A 21,968-nucleotide genomic window follows, 5' to 3' on the forward strand; every position below is an offset into this window, starting at 1 on the left:
GCTCATGTGCACTTACCTGACCGAGAAGTTCGCGCTCGAAGGCAGCGGCAAGGGCGCCCGCGGCTGGTTCCGCCTGAATGAGGGCACGGTGTACGTGGACCACCCGGTCCACGCACCGTACGGGCACACCGTGAACATCGACTTCCGCAACCCGGGGCTGGGCGCTTCGGCCCGCGTCGCGCTGGAGCTCACCGAGGAGGACGCGCTGGCCTTGGCGGACGCGATCCACGCGGCCGTCAAGTCCGCCCCGGCGGGGTTGGCTTCCCGCGACCAGTGAGATTCGATTGTTCGACTCGGCCGGACCGGGCAGATTACGGCTGTCACCCCGTCCGGCCGAGCCGACGCTTCTCATCAGCGTCCAGGGTCGAGCCCGATTTATTGCGAGACCTTTCAGTATTGCGCTCACGATCACTCACCCTGTGAAGCAGCTTGCTACGCTCGTCGCGTGAACAAGAAATGGTCCCGAGAGCGCCTGGAGACCTACCTCAGTGCTGTGCGGCACTACCAGTCCATGCTTCGAAGTAGCCAAGGCTTTGACCAAGACGCCTACGAAGAGGTCATCAGGCTCGAGCCTGCCGCAAAAGCGATCATGAAGCGGGTCAACCCGGATTACCGAGACTATCAGTTCGTCCAGAGCGCCCATGACCAAGCCTTTACCCTGACAATCCAAAGCCTCGCATTACTGAACGAAGCCGAAGAGATTGAAGCCAACCTCGGTATGCCTGGACCTCAGTTGGCTGCAGGTGAATTTCACCCTTGGGTGTGGGACGCGGCTCGCAGTCTTTGGGAGACACGCCACTATCGCGAAGCCGTCCAGGCGGCTGCCACGAGCATCAACGCGCATCTACAAGACAGAGCCGGCCGCCGTGATATATCCGACTACAAGCTCGCTGCAGAACTCTTCTCCGAGAAGCCACCAGAGGCGAGAAAGCCACGTCTTCGATGGAGTGGCGCCCCCGAGTACGAGGAATTCAAAAGCATGCAGGCCGGCCTCCGAGGGTTCAGCGCCGGCGTCTTCCAGTGCATTCGAAATCCAGCAACCCACGACCTCTCAGAACTCAGTGAGCAAGCTGCTCTCGAACGCCTTGCCGCAATGAGCCTGTACTGTCGGCTGGTTGACGAGTGCTCGCTCGACGAGGTCGACACCTGATCCGCGCTGGGTCAAGCCATCGGACTGCGACTCATCGCCTCAGTGGCTCTTGAAGCGAACCGTCAGGGCGTGTAGAGCGCGCCCAGGAACTCGAGCAGCAGACGCTCCCGCAACGGCGCCGGTGCCGTTGCGAGGAGCGCGTTGATCGGGGCCATCCGGTCCGGCAGTCCCGAAGCGCCGCCGAGGCCGGCCGCGGCCAGCAAGCCCGCGAACTGTTCCGACGTCAGCGTCGCGGGGTCCAGGGCCTCGACGAACTCCGCCACCGCCGGGTCGACGACCACCGGGCCCGAGGCGCGCGCGGCGTCCAGGGAAGCCGCCAGGTCCGCCAGGAACTCCTTCTCGGTGCCGTGGTTGGCCGCCGTCACCGTCAGGTGCAGGTTCACCGGGGACGCTTCGAACGCGAACTGCGGCTGGACGTACCAGCCGCGCGCCTTCATCTCGTCCGCCACCGTGAACAGGTCGAAGCCGTCGTCGCCGGTGAACGCGATCAGCGTCGACACCGGGTCGCCGAGCACGCGCAGACCCGGCAGTTCCCCGATGCCGGCCCGGATCCGGGAAACCGCTTCCCGCGTGGACGTCGCCAGGCGGAGGTAGCCGTCCTCGCCGAGGTGGCGAACCACCGCCCACGCGCCCGCCAGCGGACCGCCCGAACGGGTGCTCTGGATCGTCGTGTTCAGCATCGTGTAGCCCGGCCAGGCCGCGCTCGCGAAGTAGTGCGAGCGCCGCAGCTCCGCCGACGCGTGCAACAGCACCGACGTGCCCTTCGGGCAGTACGCGTACTTGTGCAGGTCCACCGAAATGCTCGTGACGCCCGGCACGCGGAAGTCGAACGGCGCGACGTCGGCGCCGAGGCGGGCGAAGTACGGCAGCACCCAGCCGCCGATGCAGGCGTCGACGTGCATCCGGACTCCGCGTGCCGACGCCGCCGCGGCGATCTCGGGAATCGGGTCGAGCACGCCGTGCGCGTACGACGGCGCGCTCGCCACCACCAGCACCGTCGAGTCGTCGATCGCCGCCGCCATCGCGGCCGGGTCGGCGCGGAACGTCACCGGGTCGACCGGGACGTCGATCCGCCGCAGCCCGAACAGGTGCGCCGCCTTGTGGAACGCCGCGTGCGCGGTGGTCGGCAGCACGATGGACGGCGCCGTGATCGAAGGGTGCGCGTCCCGGGCGGCCAGCACGGCCAGCAGGCACGACTCCGTGCCGCCGGAAGTCACCGAGCCGACCACACCCGGCACTGAGCCGAGCAGCGCGGAAGCCGCGGCGACGAGGTCGTTCTCCATCCGCAGCAGGCTGGGGAACGCCGTCGGGTCGAGGCCGTTGGCCGACGACGCCAGCGCGTGCGCGGCGGCCCCGAGGGTGTCCACTTCGGACAGTCCGCTGTCGTAGACGTACGCCAGGGTCCGGCCGCCGTGCGTCGGCAGGTCACCCGCGCGCAGGTCCCGCAGCGCCGCGAGGACGTCCTCAGGCGGGTTCATGGCGGGGCTCCAGGACCTTGCGCCGCAGCAGCGGCAGCGCCAGCGCGATCAGCACGCCGGGGATGATCGACGCCCCGATCAGGATCGCCACGATCGCGCTGTGCGGCTGGGCGGTCGTCGCGTCCGTGCTGGACACGTACCCGCCGAACGCGAGGATGAGCGCCCACAGCCCGCCGCCGAAGGCCAGCCCGAGCGTCTCCCCCGCGGTCCACACGCCGGCCGCGATCCCCGCCCGGGTCTCCCCCGTGCGCTCCTCTTCGGCGGTGATCAGGTCGGGCAGGATCGCCAGCGGGAACACCGAGATCCCCGCGTATCCAACGCCGCACAGCGCCACGAACACGAACGACACGAACAGCGGGATCTCCTGGGCGAACACCAGGCCGAGCAGGCCGATCGCGAACGTCGCCGTCGCCAGGCGGAAGCCGTTGAGCTTGCCGACCCGGTCGCCCAGCCGCGGCCACAGCGGCATGGTGACCAGCGCCGGGCCGACGAAGATGACGAACAGGATCGTGCCGTAGCCGTCGTCGCCGAGGATGCGCTGGGCGAAGAACGGGATCGCGGCGAGCACCGTGCCGATGCCCAGCGCCTGGATGAAGTAGGTGCCCAGCAGCCAGCGGAACGGCCGCCAGCCGGCGAGGGTGCTGATGAGCTCCTTCAGGTTCACGGTGTTCGGCCGCAGCGAGCCGACCGGCGCGTCCTTGAGCCCGAAGTACACCAGCAGCGTCGCGGCCAGCACGATCAGCCCGATCACCACGGCCATCACGCGGTAGCCGGCGACGCCCTCGATCGCGGAGGTGATCGCCGGGGCGCCGCCGCCGCAGATCAGGATCGTCACGGCCAGCACGCCGATCCGGACGCTGGTGAGCTTCGTCCGCTCGGTCGCCGACTCGGTCAGCTCGGCGGGCAGCGCGTTGAACGGCACCTGGAACAGCGCGTACGCCGTGGCGCAAAGGGCGAACGTGATCGCCACGTACAGCGCGTCCGGCAGCGGGGTGCCGAACCCGGGGTGGGCGAACATCGCGGCGAACAGGATCGCCACCCCGATGCCGCCGATGAGCAGGAAGCGGCGGCGGCTGCCGGTCTTGAGCAGGTCGGCGTCGGACATCCGCCCGGCGACCGGGTTGAACAGCACGTCCCAGGCCTTGGGCACGAACACGATCGCGGCGGCCCACCCGGCCGGCACGGCCATCGTGTCGGTCAGGTACTTGACCAGGACCAGGCCGGGGACCGTGCCGAAGGACCCGGTGACGAACGAGCCGAGCGAATACCTGAACCGCGTCCGGCCGGACAGCGTCGTCATGGTCCTCCTCGCAGAGCGGATTCCGACATCCAACACTGAGGGGATCAGTAGTGGATCTCGGCCCGCACCGGGTAGTGGTCGGGGGGAATCGTGCCACCGTCGTAATGCGCCGGCAGTACCGGGCCGACCTCGGCGCGTCGCGAGCCGCCGTGGTCCGCACGCGGGTCCGCTCCGGGTCAGGAGACGACGAAGGCGCGGGAGGTCCCGCCGAGCTGGGCGACGGCGCCGGTGAGGCCGTGCTTCCACGCTCCGAAGTGGACGACGCGGTACTTCCCGACCGGCGTGTTCGCGGGGATGTCCCAGGTGACCTCGGCCCGGGACTCGGCCACGAACGTCCGCGTCCACCGGAACTTCGTGGCCCAGTCGCCGTCGTCGGCATAACGCACCCAGCGGCCGTCCACGTACTGCTGGATCTCCAGGAACGTGCCGTCGCGCCGCAGGTCGTTCTTCGGGTGCCCGGTCACGAACGCCACCGCCACCTGCTCGCCGCGCCGGTAGCTGCTCTTCGCGTCGGTGACGACGTCCCCGAAGCTCTTCAGCAGCGGTGCGCTGTCGAAGACGACGCCCGGCTGGAAGTTGACCAGCTTGCCGCGCAGGTCGCGCGGCACCGGCCCGTGGGGCACCGAAGTCCCGGCCTTCATCGCGGCGGCGAGCTTCCCGAACTCCTGCTGGTACGCGGGCAGCGTGTAGCGGCCGAAGAGCGTCGACGCGCCTTCGTACTGCTGCGAGTCGTACTCCTCCGGCGTCGTGACGTACTGGCTGTAGGCGTTGGAGTAGCCCTGCACGAGGACGTTCTCCAGCGGCACGCCCAGCGCCGCCGCGACGGTCTTCCGGATCCGCAGCCCGGCGACGATCGTGTACTCCGCGGGCCCGGCGACCAGGTGCAGCTGGCCGATCCGGACGATCTGCAGCGGCAGCACCTCCGGCGCCCACGGATACGGCTTCATCGCACCGAACGGCACGGCGACGACCTTCGGCGCCTGCGCGTCCGCGAGGGCCTGCGGGATCGGCGCGTCGATGCCGCCGAGCCAGTCGATGAACGGGTTCTTGACGCCTTCGGGCAGCGGCAGGCCGGGGCCGTCCTCAGTGCTGCCGGCCAGCATCGAGACGCCGATCGCGGCGGTGCAGGTGCGGTGCGGGCGGCCGTCCGGCGTGAACTCCGGGCCGACGTCGACGGCGGACATGTCCACGTAGGTCATGCGGTGGTCGACGCCGCCGGTGACCGGCTCGGCCGCCGCGTCGAAGGCGCGTTTCGCCGCCTGGAACTGGAGGTCGCCGATGCGCCGGGTGTTCTCGAACTCGGTCTCCGGCGTGCCCGGCTGCAGGTTCAGGTTCGGCGTCATGTCACCGGAGTTCGTCTGCGCGAACGCGGCGACGAAGCCGGGCGGGCCGTCGAGGTAGCGGACGCCGGCGTGGTCGTGCTCCCACGTGTAGGCGGCGTAGCCCTTGTTGTCGCTGCTGATCAGGTGGTTGCCGTTGCTCATCGACGTGCCGTGCGTGGCGAACCACGTGATCGCGCCGACGTCCTTCCCGCCTTGGCGGAACCGCAGCACCGTCACGGCGGGGTCGATCGAGAGCGGGAAGTGGTCCTTGTCCGGGTTGCGCTCGAACGCGACGCGGGACCGGTTGGCGCTGGCCTCGGTCAGCTCGGTGCGGCCGAGGGTGAGCTCGCCGGGCTTGAGGTCGTCGTGCGCCCGGCTGACCGCGTCGACGATCCCGGCGACGACGGCGTCGTAGGTCTGCTGCTGGAAGCCGAGGATCGACAGGTCGTAGGCGGCGTAGTGCGAGTCGCCGCCGCACGCGGAGTGCGTGTGGGTGGCGTTGAGCAGGACGTTCTGCTCGGTGTAGCGGTCGCCGTACTTCCGGGTCAGCTCACGCAGGACGCCTTGGTGGACGGACTGGAACAGGGCACCCAGCTCGGCGGTGACGAAGACGATCCGCTTGGTCCCGTCGTCGACGACGTACGCGCGGGCCCGGGTGCGCAGGTGGATGCCGGCGGTCTGCTGCTGCGGCATCGAGTAGCCCATCATGCCGTTCTCGGCGGCGGGCCCGGTGACGTCGCCGATCCCGACGCCGACCTTGAGCGCGGAGGCGGCCGTTGCGGGCCCGGCCACGGCGGCGGCGAACGGGAGCGCGGCGGCTCCGGCCAGGACGGTACGACGACTCACCCGCATACGGTCTCCCGACTAACGTGAACGACTTTCGCGTTAATCGGGGACCGTACGTGAGCCCCGCCACCCCGGCAACCCGACAAAAGTGCCGTCAAGCCGCCCGGGCGCCGTCGATTCGCGGGTCAGCCGAGCGCTTCGGCGATCTTCGTCAGCGTCGCCGCGTCCCCCCGCAGCAGCAGCTGGGTGACCACCGTTTCCTCCCAGGCCTGCAGCTCGTCGCGGATCTTCGCCGCCGGTCCGATCAGCGACGTGTCCTCCACCAGCGACGTCGGGATCGCGGCGGTCGCCTCGTCCTTGCGCCCCGCCAGGTACAGCTCCTGGACCTTGTCCGCGACGTCCTCGTAGCCGAGCCGGGCGAAGACGTCGTGGTGGAAGTTGACGCTCTTCGCGCCCATCCCGCCGATGTAGAGCGCCAGCGACGGCTTGATCCACGAAGCCGCCTCCTCGACGTCGTCGTGCACGATCACCGGGATCGAGCAGGGCACCTCGAACGTCTCCAGGGTGTGCCGCGCGCCCGGCCGCGCGAAGCCCTCTTCCAGCGCGGCCTTGTAGAAGGCGTTGCTCTTGGGCGAGAAGAACAGCGGCAGCCAGCCGTCGCCGATCTCGGCGGAGAGGGCGACGTTCTTCGGACCCTCCGCGGCCAGGTGGATCGGGATCTCCTTGCGCAGCGGGTGGACCGTCGGCTTCAGCGCCTTGCCGAGCCCGGTCCCACCCTTCAGAGGCAGCTGGAAGTGCTGGCCGTCCAGCGTCACCGGGGCTTCGCGGGCGATCACCTGCCGGACGATGTCCACGTACTCCCGGGTCCGCGCGAGGGGCTTGGGGTACGGCTGGCCGTACCAGCCCTCGACGACCTGCGGGCCGGACGCGCCGAGCCCGAGCACCATCCGGCCGCCGGAGAGGTGGTCGAGGGTCATCGCGCTCATCGCGGTCGCCGTCGGGGTGCGCGCCGCCATCTGCACGATGTTCGTCCCGAGCCGGATCCGGCTGGTCGACGCGCCGTACCAGGCCAGCGGCGTGAACGCGTCCGAGCCGTACGCCTCCGCCGTCCACACCGAGTCGAAGCCGAGCTCCTCGGCCTTGAGCACGGCTTCGAGTGCACCCGGGGTGGGCCCGCTGCCCCAGTACCCGACGTGGAATCCCAGCTTCACGAATGCCTCCTAGACGTTCGGCGCGTAGTGCTCGGGCTTGCCCCGCTCCGACAGCGGCGGCAGGTTCCTCCGTGGAGTCTCGACCAAGGCGGCGTCCGGAGCCACCTCGCCGCGCGCCCGGCGCCAGCCGGCCCGGGCCCGCGGGTGGTAGCGGCGGTCGTGCGGGACGAGCTTGAACACGGCGTCGATCAGCTTCCCCACCCGCCGGTGCCGCCGCGCGTCCCGCTCGGACCAGCGCAACCCCAGCAGGTCGCGGATCTCGCGGTCGTACAGCCCGGTCGTCAGCCAGACGAAATTGCGGGCGATCAGGACGCTGACCGGGCGCCACAGCACGTCCGGCAGCCAGGGCAGGAACGGCGGTTTCGCGATGCCGCGCAGGTCGAGGACGTCGCGGGTGGCCTTGTTGTCCTCCAGGACCTCGGTGCACATGTGCTTCCAGTAGCGCTGGAAGTCCTCCCAGCTCTCCGGCACCGGCCGCAGGGTCATGTCGTACATCCGCCACCAGGTGACGTGCTCGTCGAACAGCCGCCGCTTCTCCGCCTCGCCGATGCCGCCCATGAAGTGGTCGGCGATGAGGATCGTGCTGACGAAGAAGGTCGAGTGCGCCCAGTAGTAGGTGTCGGGATCCAGCGCGTGGTACCGCCGTCCCTTCGCGTCGACGCCCTTGATGCGGTCGTGGTAGCCGCGGACTTCGAGGGCCGTCCGGTGGGCGCGCGGACCGTCGTAGACGACCCCGCCGATGGGGTAGAGCGAGCGGAACAGCCGCTGCCAGCGCTCCTCGAAGAACCGCGAGTGCTGCTCGACGCCGGCGCCGAGACCCGGGTGCATGTTCTGCATCGAGCCCGCCCACAACGCGATGAGCAGGCCGCGCCAGTCGCCGAAGTACTTCCAGGTCAGCGAGTCGGGACCGAGCGGTTGCGGGGTCATCGGGCGGCTCCTCGTCGAGTCTCGAACTGACTACGGCTGTTGTCAGGCTAGGATCTGACAACACACGTAGTCAACCGAGGAGCGATCATGCCGGGCCGCACGTGGGCGGGCACGACCCTGGACGACCGGAAGGCGCAGCGGCGCGCGCAGCTCGTGTCCGCGGGCCTCGAGCTGCTGGGCACCGAAGGCTCGGCCGCGACCAGCGTGCGCGCGGTCTGCCGGCACGCGAAGCTCACCGAGCGGTACTTCTACGAGAGCTTCGCCGACCGGGAAGAGCTCGTCGCGGCGGTCTACGAGCACGTCGGAGAGCGGGCCCGACAGGCGCTCGTCGATGCGGTGCGGGACGCGCCGACCCCGGTGCTGCGGGCCGAGCACGCCGTGCGCGCGTTCGTCGAGCTGATCGTCGACGACCCCCGCCGGGGCCGGATCCTGCTGCTCGCGCCGCTCACCGACCCCGCGCTCACCCGCCGGGGCCTGCACCTGCTGCCGGTGTTCGCCGCGCTCGTCGGCGAGCAGCTGTCGCACGGCGACGAGACCGAGCGCCAGATGGTCGCGGTCGGGCTGGTGGGGGCGCTGAGCAACGTCTTCATCGCCTACCTCGACGGCTCGCTCAAGGTCTCCCGTGAGCGGCTCGTCGCCCACTGCGTGCGGCTCGTGCTCGGCGCCGACGACCACTGACCTCACCTCCGCTGCCCTGGTGACAGTGACGGGGAAGATCAGGCACACTCAACCCATGCGTACCGCTGGGCGGAACGACGGCGCGAGCGGCGACGGTCTCGTCGCGGCCCGGCTCGCCGCGCTCCTGGAAGCTTTCCGGCCGGGCGACGACGCCCTCGGCGTCTCCGAGCTGGCCCGCCGGACCGGGCTGGCGAAGACGACCGTGCACCGGCTGGTGGGACACCTCGCCGGAACCGGCCTGCTCACCCGCGAGGACGGCGCGGTGCGGCTCGGGCTGCGGCTGTTCGAAATCGGCCAACTCGCTTCGCCCCGCCGTGGACTGGTCGAAGCGGCGCGCCCGTACCTCGCCGACCTCCGCGAAGCCACGCGCAACACCGTCCACCTCGCCATCCTCGAAGGCACCGAAGTCGTCTACCTCGACGTGCTCCGCGGCCCGGACGCGCCGACGCTGCCGTCGCGCATCGGCGGCCGGTTCCCCGCGCACGCCACGGGGGTTGGGAAGGCGATCCTCGCGTTTTCTCCGGAATCCGTGGTGAAGCAGGTCATCGACGCCGGATTACCCAGGATGAGTCCCAAGACGATCACCGTGCCCGGCCTGTTGCGCCGGCAGCTCACCCGGGTCCGGGAGGAGGGAATCGCCTTGGAACGCGAGGAATCCGGCGTCGGCGTCGTGTGCGCGGCCAGCCCGCTGCTCGATTCCCGCGGTGTCGCGGTGGCCGCGGTGTCGATCTCCGGCTGGGCCAACCGGATGCGGACCGAACGGGTTGCCCCCGCCGTCCGCACGGTCGCACTGGCGTTGACCCGGACACTCTCCGGATCCACTCGAGACAGTCGGAAATAATCTTGCGAGACAAGGCTTTTCGGATCTCTAGGCCGTCCGGCTGACGTGACCGTCCCGAGCTGGACGGGTGATCGTGAGCGGCTACGATCCGTCGAATGGCCCAGCACAGCTGGGGGACGACGTTCTCGGGCCGCTCCCCCGCGACGTTATCCGAACCGGCGGCCGGACACCGGCTGCTGTCGCTCGACATCGTGCTCGCGCTGCTGGCCCTCACCGGCGGCCTGCGGGTGCTCTACCTCGCCGCCCCGGACCCGGCGCTGCCCGCCGAAGCCGCGAACGTCGCCCACGCCTACGCGCTCGGCCACCTGACGCCGTTCACCGACGCGGGCGGGGCCGGGGTCAGCCCGTTCGGCTGGTGGCAGCTGTCGGCCTACACGATGGTTTCGGACGCGTTCGGCCGCTCGGCCACGGCGCTGGCGGCGGTCCGCGAGACGACGCTCGTCGCCGCGCTGATCGGTGTCGTGCTGCTGTGGGTGCTCGCGCGCCGGCTCGGCCTGACGCGGTGGGCGGCGGCGGCCGCGGTGCTGCTGCTCGCGGCGTCGCCGCTCGCGCTGGGCCTGCAGCGGCTGGTCGTCGTCGAGCACCTGGCGGTGGTGTGGGCCCTGGGCGCGCTGGTGCTCGTGACCAGGCCCGACGCCCGGATCCGGCACGACATCCTGGCCGCGGTCTGCCTGCTGGCCGCGGTGCTCACCTCGCCGCTCGCGCTGTTCTTCCTGCCCGCGGCCGGCTGGCTGCTGGTGCGGCGCGCGCCCGTGCGGGCCGCGCTGGTGGCGGTGCTGCTCAACCTCGGGCTCGGCATCGCGTTCGGCCCGGCGGCGGGACTGCTCCGGCCGCACCTCGCGGCCGCGGGCCGCCCGGCGGTCGCCGACTGGGTCGCGCTCGACCCGGCGTGGGCGGTGCTCTCGACCGTCGCGCTGGTGGCCGCGCTCGCCGTGACGTCCCTGCGGCCGTTCGCCGTGTCCGGGCTGCTGCTCGCCGCCACCCTGGCCGTGCCGGGCGTGCCGGACACCGCCGTGCTCGCGCTGCTGCTGCCGGTGACCCCGCTGCTGCTGGCCGGGGTCGTGCAGGCGGTGACCCGGCAGCGCACCCCCGCCCACCGGTGGGAGGCGAAGCGGGGAACCGGCGTCGCGCTCGCGGCGGTCGTCCTCATCGCGATGGTCGCCGCCGGCTGGGTGTACGGCTACCCGGCGCTGCGGCCCTCGACCGACCGCGGCGGGCCGCTGGCCGACGCGCAGGAGTGGTTGCGGGCCAACGCTTCCGGCTCCCGCGTCCTCGTCGACGACGCCGCCTGGGCCGAGCTCGCCAAGGCCGGCTGGCCGACCGGCATGCTCGTCGCGCCCGCCGCGTGCGCGGCCGCGTGCCCGCCTGCCGAGTGGGCCGTCTTCGCCGATGACGCGACCGACCTCCGGCAGCGCTATCCGGCGCTCGAAGCCGCCTTCGACAACTCCGGCGCGACCGCCGTGTTCGGCACCGGCGACCGCCGCGTCACCGTCTCGCGCCTCGGCCTGCCGCCGGCCGACCCGGGCGCGCCGTCGGAGTCCTCGGCGCGCGCCCACGCCGGGGAGGCCCTCCAGGCGTCGGCTCGGATCACCTTCGCCCCGGACGCCGGCGCCGTGCTCCGCGCGGGCCGCGTCGACCCCCGGCTGATCGCGACGATTGCCGCGCTCGCGGCGCTCGGGCCGGTCCGGGTCGCGGCGTTCCCCGAGGTTCCCGGCGAAGACCCCGCCGGGCAACCGCGCCGCCGGGTCCTGCTGACCGGCGGCGAAGACGGCGCGGCCGCGTTCTACACCGGCCAGCGCGACCTGTTCCGCCCGTCGTCGGTCGTCCGGACCGGCGACGGCGTGCTCGTCACCTATCCGCTGTTCGCGCCCCCGGGACTGCTCGTCCCGTTCTCCTCCCCCTGACGGTGAAAGGCCTTCCGATGCGCACTCTGCCCCAGCGACTGCTCAGACCCGGCGGGCTGACCGCCGCGGCCCTCCTGCTCGTCGCGCTGACGCCGGTGACGGCCGAGGCGGCGACCGCCCCCGGCCCGGGCGTCGGCTGGATCCGGGTCGGGCACCTCTCCCCCAAGGTCCCGCCGGTGGACATCTACTTCGCGCCGTTCGGCCAGGCCGAAAAGGTCGTCATCCGCAAGGCGGGCTACGGCGCGGTCACCCCGTACTCCTCGCTCGACCCCGGCAAGTACACGCTGTCGATGCGGCCCGCCGACGCCGCGTCCAGCACCCCGCCGGCGCTGTCGGCGACGATCGACGTCGCCGAGCGCAGCGCCTATTCGCTGCTGGTCTTCGCGAACGGCCCGGACGGGACGCTCAAGGGCGACCTGGTCACCGACGACCTCACCGCGCCGGGCGCCGGCAAGGGCCGGGTCCGGGTGGTCGAAGGGTCGGCGGCGATCGCGCCGGTCAGCGTCGAGGGCCCGCAGGGCGTCTCGCTCGCCAAGGACGCCGCCTACGGCCAGACGTCGTCCTATGTGGACGTTCCGGAAGGACGCTGGCCGCTGCAGCTGTCCGGCGGCTCGGTGAAGTCCACCGCCGATGTCGACGTCAAGGCCGGGACGTCCACGACGCTGCTGGTCACCGAGAACGCCGGGGCGCTCAAGGCGAACCCGATCTCCGACGGCGGGTCGCTGCCCGAACCGCCGAAGCTCGGCGTCGAGACCGGGGGCGGCGGCACGGCGCCGTCGTCCGGGATGCCGTTGTGGCCGGCGTTCCTGCTCGCCGGATTGCTCGGCGCGTTCTTCATCCGGCGCTGGGCGGCGCGTGCGCGCTGAGCCGGTCGTGCTCCTGGTCGTGGCCGTGCTGGCCGCGGGCTGTGCCACGGCTCCGGCCCAGCCCGCGCCGCCGGCGTCGTCCTCGGTTCCGGCGACGCCGACGACCGTGGCGGGCGGGCCGCAGCCGCTGCCCCCGGCCGCCGACGTCCGCCCGGTGCGGCTGCGGATCCCCGCCATCGGCGTGGACGCGCCCGCGCTCGTCCCGCTCGGCCTGGGTGCCGACCACGAACTGGAAGCACCCGAACGATTCGAAGACGTCGGCTGGTACGCCGCCGGCCCGGTGCCGGGAGACCCCGGGCCGGCGGTGATCGCCGCCCACGTCGACTCCCGGTCCGGGCCGGCGCCGTTCTTCCGGCTGCGTGACCTGCGCGACGGCGACCAAGTGTTCGTCGCGCGCTCCGACGGCCAGGAGACCCGATTCGTCGTGGACACCGTCCAGCGCTACCCGAAGAACGCGTTCCCGACCGACGCGGTGTACGGGCCCGCGCCGGGCAGCGCGCTGCGGCTGATCACCTGCGGCGGCAGTTTCGACGCGGCGAAACGGTCCTATCGCGACAACATCGTCGTCTACGCCTCGACCCGCTGGGGTTAGAACTCCTTGATCAGCCCGCGGCGGGCCAGCTCGGGCCGGACGCCGTCGCCGAACCAGTACGCCTCCTCCAGGTGCGGGTAGCCCGACAGCACGAACTCGGTGACCCCGACGCTGTGGTACTCCTCGATCAGGTCGGCGACCTCGGTGTGGCTGCCCACCAGCGCGGTGCCCGCGCCGCCGCGGACCAGGCCGACACCGGCCCACAGGTTCGGGTGGATCTCCAGCCCGCGGACGCCGCCCTCGGTCCGGCCGCCGTGCAGGGCGACCATCCGCTGCTGCCCGATCGACTCGCTCGCCGCGAGCTGCGCCTGGGCCTTGGCGACCTGCTCCGGGCTGAGCGCGTCGAGCAGCTTCTGCGCCTCCGCCCACGCTTCGGCCGAGGTGTCGCGCGAGATCGTGTGCAGCCGGACGCCGAAGCGGACCGGCCGGTCGCCGGCCAGCTCGCGGACCTTGCCGATCTTCTCCGCCACCTGCGCGGGCGGCTCTCCCCAGGTCAGGTAGACGTCGGCGTGCCGGGCCGCGACCGGCAGCGCGGCCGGCGACGACCCGCCGAAGTAGATCGGCGGCACCGGGTCGGGCGCGGCCAGCGTCGTCGCCCCTTCGACGCGCAGGTGCTCGCCCTCGAAGGTGAACGGCTGCCCGGACCAGACGCCGCGGACGATGGTGAGGAACTCGTCGGTGCGCGCGTACCGGGCGTCGTGGTCGTGCCAGTCGCCGAAGCGCCGCTGCTCGACCGCGTCACCGCCGGTGACGATGTTGAGCAGCACCCGGCCGTTCGACAGGCGCTGGAACGTGCCGGCCATCTGCGCGGCGAGCGTCGGCGAGATGACGCCGGGGCGGAACGCGACCAGGAACTTCAGCCGGGTCGTCTCGCGGATCAGCGCGGCCGTGGTCAGCCACGCGTCCTCGCACCACGTGCCGGTCGGCGTCAGGACGCCTTCGAAGCCCTGGCGCTCGGCGGCGCGGGCGACCTGGGCGAGGTAGTCCAGATCGGGTTCGCGCTGCGCCGACGGGCCCTGGGACCGGTTGGCGTGGAAGCGTTCCACGATCGTGCGGCCGTCCCCGCTGGTGGGCAGGAACCAGTGCAGCCTGATGCTCATCCGTTGCTCCTCGCCTGGTCCAGGTCGGAGGCGAACCGCCGGTCGGCGAACGCGGCGAAGTCCACCTTGCCCGGCAGAGTCTTCTCCTCGGTGAAGGCGTCCGCGAGCTGCTGCTCGGACTGCACGACCGAGTCGTCCAGCGCGATCGGCTGGTCGCGGCCCGCGTCGACGGCCTTCTGGGCCACTTCGAGCTTGAGCCCGGTCTCCTTGGCCCACGCTGCTGCCCACTCCGGGCGGTGCGTGTCGGCCCACTTCTGGGCCTTGACCACCCGGATCACGAAGTCGCGGATCGCCGAGTTCCGGCCGGGGTCGGCCAGCGCCGCGGTGCTCGCGGTTTCGAAGGCCAGCCCGTTGGAGGCGCCGCGCCCGTCGGCGAGCACCCGCGCCTCGGCCTCGATCTGGGCCTGCGCGGTGTAGGGGTCCCAGATCGCCCACGCGTCGATCGTGTGCTGGGTGAACGCGGCGTAGGCCTCGGCCGGCTGCAGGAAGCTCACCTTGATGTCCTTGGTGGACAGCCCGTTCTTGTGCAGTGTGTTCAGCAGCTGGCCGTGCGCGGAACTGCCCTTCGCGACACCGACCGTCTTGCCCTTCAGCGAGGCGACGTCGGTCAGCGGCGAATCGGGCGGGACGAGGATGGTCTCCCGCTCGACGTTGCTGCGCGCGACGCTGACCACCGCGATCTTGGCCTTCGCCGCGGCGGCGAAGATCGGCGGCGTGTTGCCGACGCGGCCGATGTCGATCGCGCCCGCCGAAGCCGCCTCGAGCAGCGGCGGTCCCGAGGTGAACGTGGACCACTCGATCTTGTACGGCGTGCCGTCGAGCTGGCCGGCCGCGGTGAGCAGCGACTTGACGCCGCCCTTCTGGTCGCCGACCTTGAGCGTCACCTTCGCCAGGTCGGCCGCGCTCACCGGGCCCGGCACCGCGGCCGGCCCCGAGCTCGTCGCCGAGCCGCACCCGGCGAGCACCAGTGCCGCCGCGACGAGCGCGATTCCGTTACGCCACTGCATCTTCGGTCACTCCCAGGTCCGCCAGCACGCGCCGGCGGAGGTCGTCGTGGTCGGCTTCGCGCGGCCGGTGCTCGGCCACGATCCGCCCGCCGTCGAGCACCAGGACCCGCCCGGCGAGCCGCAGGGCCTCGTCGACATCGTGGGTCACGAGCAGCACGCCGGGCTGGTGGCGCTGCCAGAGGTCCAGGACCAGCCCGTGCATCGCGATCCGCGTGAGCGCGTCGAGTGCGCCGAAAGGTTCGTCGAGCAACAGCAGATCGGGTTCGCGCACCAGGGCGCGGGCCAGCGACACGCGCTGGGCTTCGCCGCCGGACAAGGTGAGCGGCCAGTCGTCGGCGTGGTCGGTCAGGTGGACCTCGCCGAGGGCCTTTTCGGCCAGCGCGCGGTTGCGGGCCTTCGAAACGCCGTCCTGGCGCAGCCCGAGGACGACGTTGCGCCAGACCTTGCGCCACGGCAGCAGCCGGGGCTGCTGGAAGGCGACCGAGACGGTGCCGGTCACGTCCGCGCGGCCCTCGACGTCGTCGTCGAGACCGGCCAGCACGCGCAGGAGCGTCGACTTTCCCGAGCCGCTGCGGCCGAGCAGGGCGACGAACTCGCCGCGCTCCACCGTCAGGTCGAGTCCACTGAGGATGGTCCGCTCACCGAAGCTCTTGGTGAGGTCACAGACCTCGGCTACCGGGTTCGCCACCGCAGCACCCTCCGTTCGAGCAGCCGGACCAGCGCGTCGGTGACGAGGCCGAGCAGGGCGTACAGGACTAGGCCGACGACCACGACGTCGGTGCGCAGGAATTCGCGCGCGTTGTTGATGAGGTAGCCGACGCCGGCGTCGGCGTTGACCGTCTCGCCGACGATCAGCGCCAGCCAGGCGATGCCGAGCGACTGCCGGAGACCGACGAGCGCCTGCGGCAGCGCGCCGGGGATCACCACGTGCCAAAGCCGTTCCGCCCGGCTGAACCCGAGCGCGCGCGAGGCTTCGACGAGGTTCGGGTCGGCGCTGCGGATTCCCGAGTGGACGTTCAGGTAGAGCGGGAAGGCCACGCCGAGGGCGACCAGCACGATCTTGGTTTCCTCGCCGATCCCGAACCACAGGATGAACAGCGGGATCAGGCCGAGGAACGGCAGTGTCCGAAGCATCTGCACGGGCGGGTCGACCAGCACCTCACCCCAGCGGGACAGCCCGGACACGATGCCCAGCACCACCCCGATGACCGCGCCGATCGCGAACCCGGCACCGACGCGGCCGAGCGACACCGCGAAGGCGTCACCGAGTTCGCCGCTGCGCGCGACTTCGACGCCGGCCTGCACCACCGTCCACGGTGAACTGAGCTTGTCGGGCGGCAGGACGCCGGTGGCGCTGGCGATCTGCCAGGCGGCGACGAGCACCACCGGGCTGATCCAGCGCCGCAGGTCGAGCCGGCGCACGGTCCGGCGCGGCGACCCTTCGGCGCGTTTCCGGGCGCGCGGAAGCACGCCCGTGAAGGAAATCGACACGGATTTCTCCCGGGGACGGGGATGTTCGGGCTTGCGTGATCCCGAGCTTCGAGCCCGTTCGCGGGGAAGTCAATCCGTGGACGCTCACTCCCAGTCCGTGAACACGGCGGGTTTCACCCCGTGGAACGGTCTCAGCCCCCGAACATGACCTTCCACTCGTCGAGCGACCGCGGCCGGTAGACGAAGTTGGTGCGCTTGACGTCGGACAGCGCGGCCGACGGTTCGGCCGAGTACTGGTGCCCGGGGTAGACGACGGGGTCGCCGGGCAGGCCGGCGAGGGCCTGCAGGCTGCGGTAGATCTCCTCGGCGTCCCCACCGGGGAAGTCGGTGCGGCCACAGCCTTCGAGGAACAGCGTGTCGCCGGAGACGAGCCTGTCCTCGACGAGGAAGCACTGGCTGCCGGGCGTGTGGCCGGGGGTGTGCAGCATCCGCACCGGGATCGACCCGACCTCGAGGACGTCGTCGTGGTCGTGCGCGCGCAGGTCGGTGGGCTCGACCCCGGTCACCCGGCGGACCCACTCGGTCTCGGCGCCGTTGACGTGGACCGGCACCGGCCGGAGCGCGAGCAGCTCGGCGATCCCGGGCAGCTCGAAGCCCATCATCGCGCCGCCGACGTGGTCGGGGTGGTGGTGCGTGGCGAGCACGCCGGTGAGCCTCATGCCATCGGCGTCGAGGACGTCGAGCAGGTCCTGCACGGCGTAGGCCGGGTCGACGATCACCGCGTCCTGGGTGTCCCGGTCGCCGATGAGGTAGGCGAAGTTCACCATCTGCGTCGCGACCGGGTCGCCGACGGCGAAGTCCCGCCCGGCGAGCAGCTGCCGGAAGTAGAGCCCATCTGCCATGGCCACACCCTACGGGTCAGCTTTTCGCCGGGGTCAGCACGATCCGGCCGAACACCTCTCCGGCGTGCATCTTCCGGTGCGCCAGGACCGCTTGCTCCAGCGGCAGCACCTCGTGCACGACCGAGGTCAGCTCGCCCCGGTTCGCCGCGGCGAACAGGTCCGCCGTCACCGCGCGCCGGTCGGCCTGGGGCACGGTGTTGGCGCTGAAGGTCGCGAACGACAGCGACTTCTGGAAGGCCGCGAACAGGTGCTTGCCGAAGTCGCTCGGCGGGTCGCCGGCGACCGCGCCGACCGCCACCAGGCGGCCGTTCGGGCTCAGCTTGGCGAAGAACGACGGCAGCCCCGGGCCGGCGACGACGTCGAGGATGACGTCGTAGGTGTCCGCCGTCCCCTCGCCCGCGCGGTCCAGTACGCGGGTCGCACCCAGCTCGCGCAGGCGGTCGGCGCGCTCGGGCGACGACGTCGTGACCGCCACCGCGCCGGCCCCGGCCCGCGCCGCGAGCTGGACCGCCATGATGCCGATGCCGCCCGCCGCGCCGCGGACCAGCACCGACTCGCCCGGGGCGAAGTGGGCGTGGCGGAGGCCGAAGTGGGCCACGGCGCCGGAGCTGCCGAGCGTCACCGCGTCGGCGGCGGACGTCGCCGACGGGAGCGGGACGAGCGTCTCGGCCGGGGCGACCGCCTGCTCGGCGTAGCCGCCACCCACCCCGGTGAAGGCCCACACGCGCTGTCCGGCCCAGTCCGGGTCGACGCCCGGCCCGGTCGCGGTCACCGTGCCCGCGATCTCGCCGCCGAGGATGTGCCCGTCCCGGAACCCGTACGCGGCGAGGGCGCCGCTGCGGATCACGGCGTCGACGCCGCCCACGCCGATCGCCTCGGTGGCGATCAGCACCTGCCCCTCGGCGGGTTCCGGGGCCGGGAGGTCGATGACCGCCAGCCCTTCGGGACCGCCGAACGCCTGCACCGCAACTGCTTTCATGCACCCGACGGTAGTGGACGCCGGCGTCCACTTGGCTAAAGTGAGAGCGTGGCCGATCAGTTGTCTCACCTGCTGCGCTCCGACGCCCGCGACAACCGCGAGCGCATCCTCGACGCGGCCCGCGCGGTGTTCGCCGCCGACGGCCTGGACGTGCCGATGCGCGAGATCGCCCGGCGCGCCGGGGTCGGGCCGGCGACCCTGTACCGCCGGTTCCCGACCAAGGAGCTGCTGGTCACCGAGGCGTTCGCGGACCAGATGCGGGCGTGCTACGCCATCGTCGACGAAGGGCTGGCCGACCCCGATCCGTGGCACGGCTTCGCCTCGATGGTCGAGCGGCTCTGCGAGCTGCACGCCCGCGACCGGGGCTTCACCGCGGCCTTCGTCTCGGCGTTCCCGCACGCGATCGACTTCGCCGCGGACCGCGCACGGGCGTTGCGCTCGATCGCCGAGCTGATCCGCCGCGCCCAGGAGGCCGGGCAGGTGCGCCCCGACGTCGTCCTGGACGACCTGGTCCTGATCCTCATGGCCAACAGCGGCATCCAGGCGCCGTCACCCGCTGCGCGTGTCGTGGCTTCACGGCGCTTCGCCGCGCTCGCTCTCCGGGGCCTGCGAGCCTGAACCCTGGTGCAGGGCTGCGTACGCGCGTTCGCGCAGGACGTTCGCCTCACGGTCCGACATGGTCGCGTCCAGCGGGCGCAGGGTTATCCGCACCAGGAGGTTCTTCTGGTCCTCGGTGGCGCCGAGCCGGGCCAGCGCCTGGGGCGGCAGTTGCGCGCACGGCGTCTCCTGGCGGATTTCGACGCGCTCGACGACGTCGGCGTCGTCGCCGAGGGCGGTGCGGACGCGATCGCCGAGGTCCTCGGCCCGGTCGTCGGCCGCCACCGCGATGGAGAGGTCGCGGCGCACCGGCGGGAGAACCGACACCGGACGGTACGGCGCGAGATCGGCGAGCTGCGCGACGACGGCCGGGTCCGCCGACCGCAGGAGGCGGATGTCCGGGATGCCCTTGAGCAGCATCACCACCCGGTCGAGGCCCAGGCCGAGGGCGAGCCCGGACCAGCCCTCCCCGAGGCCGGCGCGAGCGAGGACGGCGGGTGCGCTCGCCCGCATTCGGCGATCTCGACCCACTCACCGCGGTGCTCGACGTCGAGCTGGGCACCGTCCACTGTGTACGGATGACGGCGCGGTTCGAGCCGCCACCGGCGTCCCGGCAGAAGGTGCTCGACGAGGGCGGCCACGAGCTGGTCGAGGTCGGGCTCTTCGGTGCGGGTGATGCGCCAGAGGTCGAGCTGGTGCGGAGTGCCGGTGTGCAGCCGGTCGATGCTGTCGCGCCGGTAGACGACGCCGGGGCAGACGAGCAGGACGTCATCGGCCGGGCACGCTTTGAGCGCCCGCAGCGCGGCGGGGACCATGGCGCTGGAGTGGCTGCGCAGGACGTGGTCCGCGTCGACGTAGCGGGTGTAGCGCGCGTCGCGGGTGACGTCGGCGGGGTCGTAGCCGAGGTGGTCGTAGTTGTCGGCAACGGTGACGACCCGATCACCCGGCCACCACCGCACTTCGGTACGCGGTCCTCCGACGGCGGCGACGGCCCGTTCGACGACGAGCTGAACGGCATGCGGACCGGCCGCGCGATCGGTGAGATCGCGGACGGCGAGGTCACGGGTGAGCTGGGTGGGGGTGAGAAGTTTGGGCATGACGGAACCTCCTGGGTGAACGGGACGGGGTGATTGCTCCCCCTGACCCGGACACCAGGCGAGGTTCAGTTCGGCTGTGGCCGATCCACGCGCGGCGGCAACGCCGTTCAGGCAGCGGCAAGCGCGGGCATGGCACCGAAACCCCGCTGGCACCTGGAAAGGGCCAGGGGGCCGGTAAATCGGCGGTACTCCGCAGCGACGGCCACGAACCCAGGTTAGCCGGGCCTGTCACGCGAATTTCCCACCGGCGGCCCGGGGAACGGCCGCCAGGCACGAGAGCGCACAGGACCCCAGCCGGCAAGGAACCGCACGCCACCCAGAGGACCTCACCCGGCCTCCCCTCCCCCCTCCCCGCACCCCCCCGGAGACCCCCTTACTCACCCACCTCCCCATCGGCCAGCTCCCGCAGCAAATCCAAATGCCCCACATGCCGCGCCGTCTCCTGGACCACATGAGCCACCACCCACCGGACCGTGAACTCCCCCCGCCGCCGCGTGCGGTCGTCCGGGCCTACCCGGCGCAGCGCCTTCTCCGATCGCGCCCACTCGGCCTTGTACGCCGCCACCACCGAGGCCGGTGTGTCGTCCGGGGCCAGGTCCCAGCTCGGGTCCGGCGAGCCCACCCACAGCGACGGCAGGTCCGCTCCCCCGGTCTCGATCGACAGCCACCACCGCTCGACCGCCGTCAGGTGCTTCACCACCCCCAGCGCGCTCAGCCGCGGCGACGTCGGCAACGGCGTCGCCGCCGCCTGCGCGACCGGCAGCCCCGCCAGCTTGTTCACCGCCGTCGCGCGGAGGAACTGCAGGAAGTCCAGCTGAAGGCGCAGCTCGTCCCACGCCAGCCGCGCGGGCCAGGACCGATGCGTCTTCGAACTTGTGTTCGACATGACCGGAAAGTATCGCACGGGTCCGACAAAATAGAGTGATCGGCATGTGGTGGGGACTCCTCTGCGCCCTCGGCGCCGCGATCGCGTACGGCGTCGCTTCGGTGATGCAGTCCGTCGCCGCCCAGGCGACCGAAGACTCCGGGTCCGGCGGGGTCGACCCGAAGCTGCTCGTGCGCGTCCTGGGCCAGTGGAAGTTCGTGCTCGGCCTCTCGCTCGACGTCCTCGGCTTCGTCGCGCAGATCGCCGCCCTGCACGTCCTGCCGCTGTTCGTCGTGCAGGCCGCGCTCGCCGCAAGCCTCGCCGTGACCGCCGTCGCCGCGCGGTTCCTCGGGGTCCGGCTCGGCCGGAAGGAATGGGCCGCCGTCGCCGTCGTGGTCGCCGGGCTCGCGCTGCTCGGCGCGGCCGCCGAGAGCGAGGGCTCCGACCCGGTCGGGCTCGGTTTCCGGCTCGGGCTGATCGGCGCGGTCGCCGTCCTGGCCGCCGCCGGGATCGTCGCCGGCAAGGCGAGCCGCCGCGTGCGGACGCCCGCGCTCGGGCTCGTCGCCGGGCTCAGCTTCGGCGTCGTCGCCATCGCCGGGCGGATCATCCCCAGCCTCGCCCCGCTGGACCTGCTCACCGACCCGGCCACCTACACCGTCGCCGTCGCGGGCGGGATGGCGATGCTGTTCTACGCGACGGCGTTGCAACGCGGCAGCGTCACCACCAGCACCGCGATGATGGTGCTCGGCGAGACCGTCTTCCCGTCGCTGGTCGGCGTGCTCGTCCTCGGCGACCGCACCCGGCCCGGGTTCGCCGTCGTCGCGATCGCGGGGTTCGCCCTCGCCGTGGCGGCCGCGCTCGCGCTGGCGCGCTTCGGAGAGCCGGCGACCGAGGGAAATGAGACGAAGCCGACCGTATTCCCGTAACTTGTTTAC

The 21,968-nt window shown here is 71.9% G+C and carries 21 protein-coding genes and 1 pseudogene; 9 read left to right on the top strand and 13 right to left on the bottom strand.

Going from position 1 to position 21,968, the window contains the following annotated elements:
* The first annotated feature begins 4 nt into the window (after positions 1-4).
* The gene (locus QSK39_RS16110) at positions 5-277 is read left to right on the top strand and encodes a DUF6295 family protein (protein ID WP_285478543.1); all 273 of its coding nucleotides are present in this window, start codon (positions 5-7) and stop codon (positions 275-277) included.
* 168 nt (positions 278-445) lie between these two features.
* Entirely contained in the window at positions 446-1,150 is a 705-nt protein-coding gene (locus QSK39_RS16115) for a TIGR02391 family protein (protein ID WP_285478544.1), read from the top strand.
* Between the two features lie 62 nt (positions 1,151-1,212).
* Here QSK39_RS16115 and QSK39_RS16120 read toward each other — a convergent pair whose 3' ends face one another.
* From QSK39_RS16120 to QSK39_RS16140, 5 genes are all read right to left on the bottom strand, one after another.
* On the bottom strand, positions 1,213-2,628 hold the full coding sequence (locus QSK39_RS16120) for a pyridoxal phosphate-dependent decarboxylase family protein (RefSeq protein WP_285478545.1): 1,416 nt from the start codon (positions 2,626-2,628) through the stop codon (positions 1,213-1,215).
* Positions 2,615-3,928: an MFS transporter gene (locus tag QSK39_RS16125; protein WP_285478546.1), complete on the bottom strand. Its 1,314-nt coding sequence runs from the start codon at positions 3,926-3,928 to the stop codon at positions 2,615-2,617. The genes QSK39_RS16120 and QSK39_RS16125 overlap by 14 nt, the downstream gene beginning before the upstream one ends.
* A gap of 176 nt (positions 3,929-4,104) precedes the next feature.
* Positions 4,105-6,102 carry a neutral/alkaline ceramidase gene (locus QSK39_RS16130; protein WP_285478547.1) on the bottom strand — a complete coding sequence of 666 codons (1,998 nt, stop codon included), beginning with the start codon at positions 6,100-6,102 and terminating at the stop codon, positions 4,105-4,107.
* Positions 6,103-6,221: 119 nt separating this feature from the next.
* A complete protein-coding gene (locus QSK39_RS16135; protein ID WP_285478548.1) occupies positions 6,222-7,247 on the bottom strand; it encodes an LLM class F420-dependent oxidoreductase in 1,026 nt (341 codons plus the stop codon).
* Positions 7,248-7,256: 9 nt separating this feature from the next.
* Positions 7,257-8,174: an oxygenase MpaB family protein gene (locus QSK39_RS16140; protein ID WP_285478549.1), complete on the bottom strand. Its 918-nt coding sequence runs from the start codon at positions 8,172-8,174 to the stop codon at positions 7,257-7,259.
* A gap of 87 nt (positions 8,175-8,261) precedes the next feature.
* Between QSK39_RS16140 and QSK39_RS16145 the strand changes: the two genes are divergently transcribed.
* The 5 genes from QSK39_RS16145 to QSK39_RS16165 all read left to right on the top strand — a co-directional run bounded on the left by QSK39_RS16145 (position 8,262) and on the right by QSK39_RS16165 (position 13,055).
* Positions 8,262-8,852, top strand: coding sequence for a TetR/AcrR family transcriptional regulator (locus QSK39_RS16145; protein ID WP_285478550.1), 591 nt, complete (start codon positions 8,262-8,264; stop codon positions 8,850-8,852).
* Between the two features lie 55 nt (positions 8,853-8,907).
* The gene (locus QSK39_RS16150) at positions 8,908-9,693 is read left to right on the top strand and encodes an IclR family transcriptional regulator (protein WP_284746599.1); all 786 of its coding nucleotides are present in this window, start codon (positions 8,908-8,910) and stop codon (positions 9,691-9,693) included.
* A 95-nt stretch (positions 9,694-9,788) separates the two neighbouring features.
* Complete coding sequence (locus QSK39_RS16155) at positions 9,789-11,597, top strand: glycosyl transferase (protein WP_285478551.1); 1,809 nt, start codon at positions 9,789-9,791, stop codon at positions 11,595-11,597.
* A 17-nt stretch (positions 11,598-11,614) separates the two neighbouring features.
* On the top strand, positions 11,615-12,463 hold the full coding sequence (locus QSK39_RS16160) for a DUF4397 domain-containing protein (RefSeq protein WP_285478552.1): 849 nt from the start codon (positions 11,615-11,617) through the stop codon (positions 12,461-12,463).
* Positions 12,453-13,055 (top strand): class F sortase, encoded by a 603-nt coding sequence (locus tag QSK39_RS16165; protein WP_285478553.1) that lies wholly within the window; start codon positions 12,453-12,455, stop codon positions 13,053-13,055. Before QSK39_RS16160 ends, QSK39_RS16165 begins: the two co-directional genes overlap by 11 nt.
* Here QSK39_RS16165 and QSK39_RS16170 read toward each other — a convergent pair.
* The 6 genes from QSK39_RS16170 to QSK39_RS16195 all read right to left on the bottom strand — a co-directional run bounded on the left by QSK39_RS16170 (position 13,052) and on the right by QSK39_RS16195 (position 18,474).
* Positions 13,052-14,155 (bottom strand): LLM class flavin-dependent oxidoreductase, encoded by a 1,104-nt coding sequence (locus QSK39_RS16170; protein WP_285478554.1) that lies wholly within the window; start codon positions 14,153-14,155, stop codon positions 13,052-13,054. The genes QSK39_RS16165 and QSK39_RS16170 overlap by 4 nt on opposite strands.
* Entirely contained in the window at positions 14,152-15,162 is a 1,011-nt protein-coding gene (locus QSK39_RS16175; protein WP_285478555.1) for an ABC transporter substrate-binding protein, read from the bottom strand. The genes QSK39_RS16170 and QSK39_RS16175 overlap by 4 nt, the downstream gene beginning before the upstream one ends.
* Positions 15,149-15,850 carry an ABC transporter ATP-binding protein gene (locus QSK39_RS16180; protein ID WP_285478556.1) on the bottom strand — a complete coding sequence of 234 codons (702 nt, stop codon included), beginning with the start codon at positions 15,848-15,850 and terminating at the stop codon, positions 15,149-15,151. Before QSK39_RS16180 ends, QSK39_RS16175 begins: the two co-directional genes overlap by 14 nt.
* Complete coding sequence (locus tag QSK39_RS16185) at positions 15,835-16,653, bottom strand: ABC transporter permease (RefSeq protein ID WP_285478557.1); 819 nt, start codon at positions 16,651-16,653, stop codon at positions 15,835-15,837. Before QSK39_RS16185 ends, QSK39_RS16180 begins: the two co-directional genes overlap by 16 nt.
* A 131-nt stretch (positions 16,654-16,784) precedes the next feature.
* Positions 16,785-17,495 carry an MBL fold metallo-hydrolase gene (locus QSK39_RS16190; RefSeq protein WP_285478558.1) on the bottom strand — a complete coding sequence of 237 codons (711 nt, stop codon included), beginning with the start codon at positions 17,493-17,495 and terminating at the stop codon, positions 16,785-16,787.
* 16 nt (positions 17,496-17,511) lie between these two features.
* On the bottom strand, positions 17,512-18,474 hold the full coding sequence (locus QSK39_RS16195) for a zinc-binding dehydrogenase (protein WP_285478559.1): 963 nt from the start codon (positions 18,472-18,474) through the stop codon (positions 17,512-17,514).
* Positions 18,475-18,534: 60 nt separating this feature from the next.
* On the opposite strand from QSK39_RS16195, the gene QSK39_RS16200 reads away from it, so the two are divergent.
* Positions 18,535-19,092 carry a TetR/AcrR family transcriptional regulator gene (locus tag QSK39_RS16200; protein WP_502873296.1) on the top strand — a complete coding sequence of 186 codons (558 nt, stop codon included), beginning with the start codon at positions 18,535-18,537 and terminating at the stop codon, positions 19,090-19,092.
* On the opposite strand, the pseudogene srmL reads toward QSK39_RS16200, so the two are convergent.
* Positions 19,048-20,168, bottom strand: a pseudogene (srmL, locus tag QSK39_RS53000) (PheS-related mystery ligase SrmL). The gene QSK39_RS16200 and the pseudogene srmL overlap by 45 nt on opposite strands.
* A gap of 373 nt (positions 20,169-20,541) precedes the next feature.
* Positions 20,542-21,054 carry a DinB family protein gene (locus tag QSK39_RS16215; protein WP_285478563.1) on the bottom strand — a complete coding sequence of 171 codons (513 nt, stop codon included), beginning with the start codon at positions 21,052-21,054 and terminating at the stop codon, positions 20,542-20,544.
* A 44-nt stretch (positions 21,055-21,098) separates the two neighbouring features.
* Here QSK39_RS16215 and QSK39_RS16220 point away from each other — a divergent pair, with 44 nt between their 5' ends.
* Positions 21,099-21,959: a DMT family transporter gene (locus QSK39_RS16220; protein ID WP_285478564.1), complete on the top strand. Its 861-nt coding sequence runs from the start codon at positions 21,099-21,101 to the stop codon at positions 21,957-21,959.
* The last annotated feature ends 9 nt before the right edge of the window (positions 21,960-21,968 follow it).

Source organism: Amycolatopsis sp. NBRC 101858 (assembly GCF_030269325.1).
Classification (GTDB): Bacteria; Actinomycetota; Actinomycetes; order Mycobacteriales; family Pseudonocardiaceae; genus Amycolatopsis; species Amycolatopsis ponsaeliensis.

Excerpts from the sequence above, each read along its gene's own strand:
- QSK39_RS16160 (WP_285478552.1), top strand. The coding sequence starts at position 11,615 with ATGCGCACTCTGCCCCAGCGACTGCTCAGACCCGGCGGGCTGACCGCC.
- QSK39_RS16130 (WP_285478547.1), bottom strand. The coding sequence starts at position 6,102 with ATGCGGGTGAGTCGTCGTACCGTCCTGGCCGGAGCCGCCGCGCTCCCG.
- QSK39_RS16220 (WP_285478564.1), top strand. The coding sequence starts at position 21,099 with ATGTGGTGGGGACTCCTCTGCGCCCTCGGCGCCGCGATCGCGTACGGC.
- QSK39_RS16195 (WP_285478559.1), bottom strand. The coding sequence starts at position 18,474 with ATGAAAGCAGTTGCGGTGCAGGCGTTCGGCGGTCCCGAAGGGCTGGCG.
- QSK39_RS16170 (WP_285478554.1), bottom strand. The coding sequence starts at position 14,155 with ATGAGCATCAGGCTGCACTGGTTCCTGCCCACCAGCGGGGACGGCCGC.
- QSK39_RS16190 (WP_285478558.1), bottom strand. The coding sequence starts at position 17,495 with ATGGCAGATGGGCTCTACTTCCGGCAGCTGCTCGCCGGGCGGGACTTC.
- QSK39_RS16110 (WP_285478543.1), top strand. The coding sequence starts at position 5 with ATGTGCACTTACCTGACCGAGAAGTTCGCGCTCGAAGGCAGCGGCAAG.
- QSK39_RS16145 (WP_285478550.1), top strand. The coding sequence starts at position 8,262 with ATGCCGGGCCGCACGTGGGCGGGCACGACCCTGGACGACCGGAAGGCG.
- QSK39_RS16140 (WP_285478549.1), bottom strand. The coding sequence starts at position 8,174 with ATGACCCCGCAACCGCTCGGTCCCGACTCGCTGACCTGGAAGTACTTC.
- QSK39_RS16175 (WP_285478555.1), bottom strand. The coding sequence starts at position 15,162 with ATGCAGTGGCGTAACGGAATCGCGCTCGTCGCGGCGGCACTGGTGCTC.
- QSK39_RS16215 (WP_285478563.1), bottom strand. The coding sequence starts at position 21,054 with ATGTCGAACACAAGTTCGAAGACGCATCGGTCCTGGCCCGCGCGGCTG.
- QSK39_RS16150 (WP_284746599.1), top strand. The coding sequence starts at position 8,908 with ATGCGTACCGCTGGGCGGAACGACGGCGCGAGCGGCGACGGTCTCGTC.
- QSK39_RS16125 (WP_285478546.1), bottom strand. The coding sequence starts at position 3,928 with ATGACGACGCTGTCCGGCCGGACGCGGTTCAGGTATTCGCTCGGCTCG.
- QSK39_RS16155 (WP_285478551.1), top strand. The coding sequence starts at position 9,789 with ATGGCCCAGCACAGCTGGGGGACGACGTTCTCGGGCCGCTCCCCCGCG.
- QSK39_RS16120 (WP_285478545.1), bottom strand. The coding sequence starts at position 2,628 with ATGAACCCGCCTGAGGACGTCCTCGCGGCGCTGCGGGACCTGCGCGCG.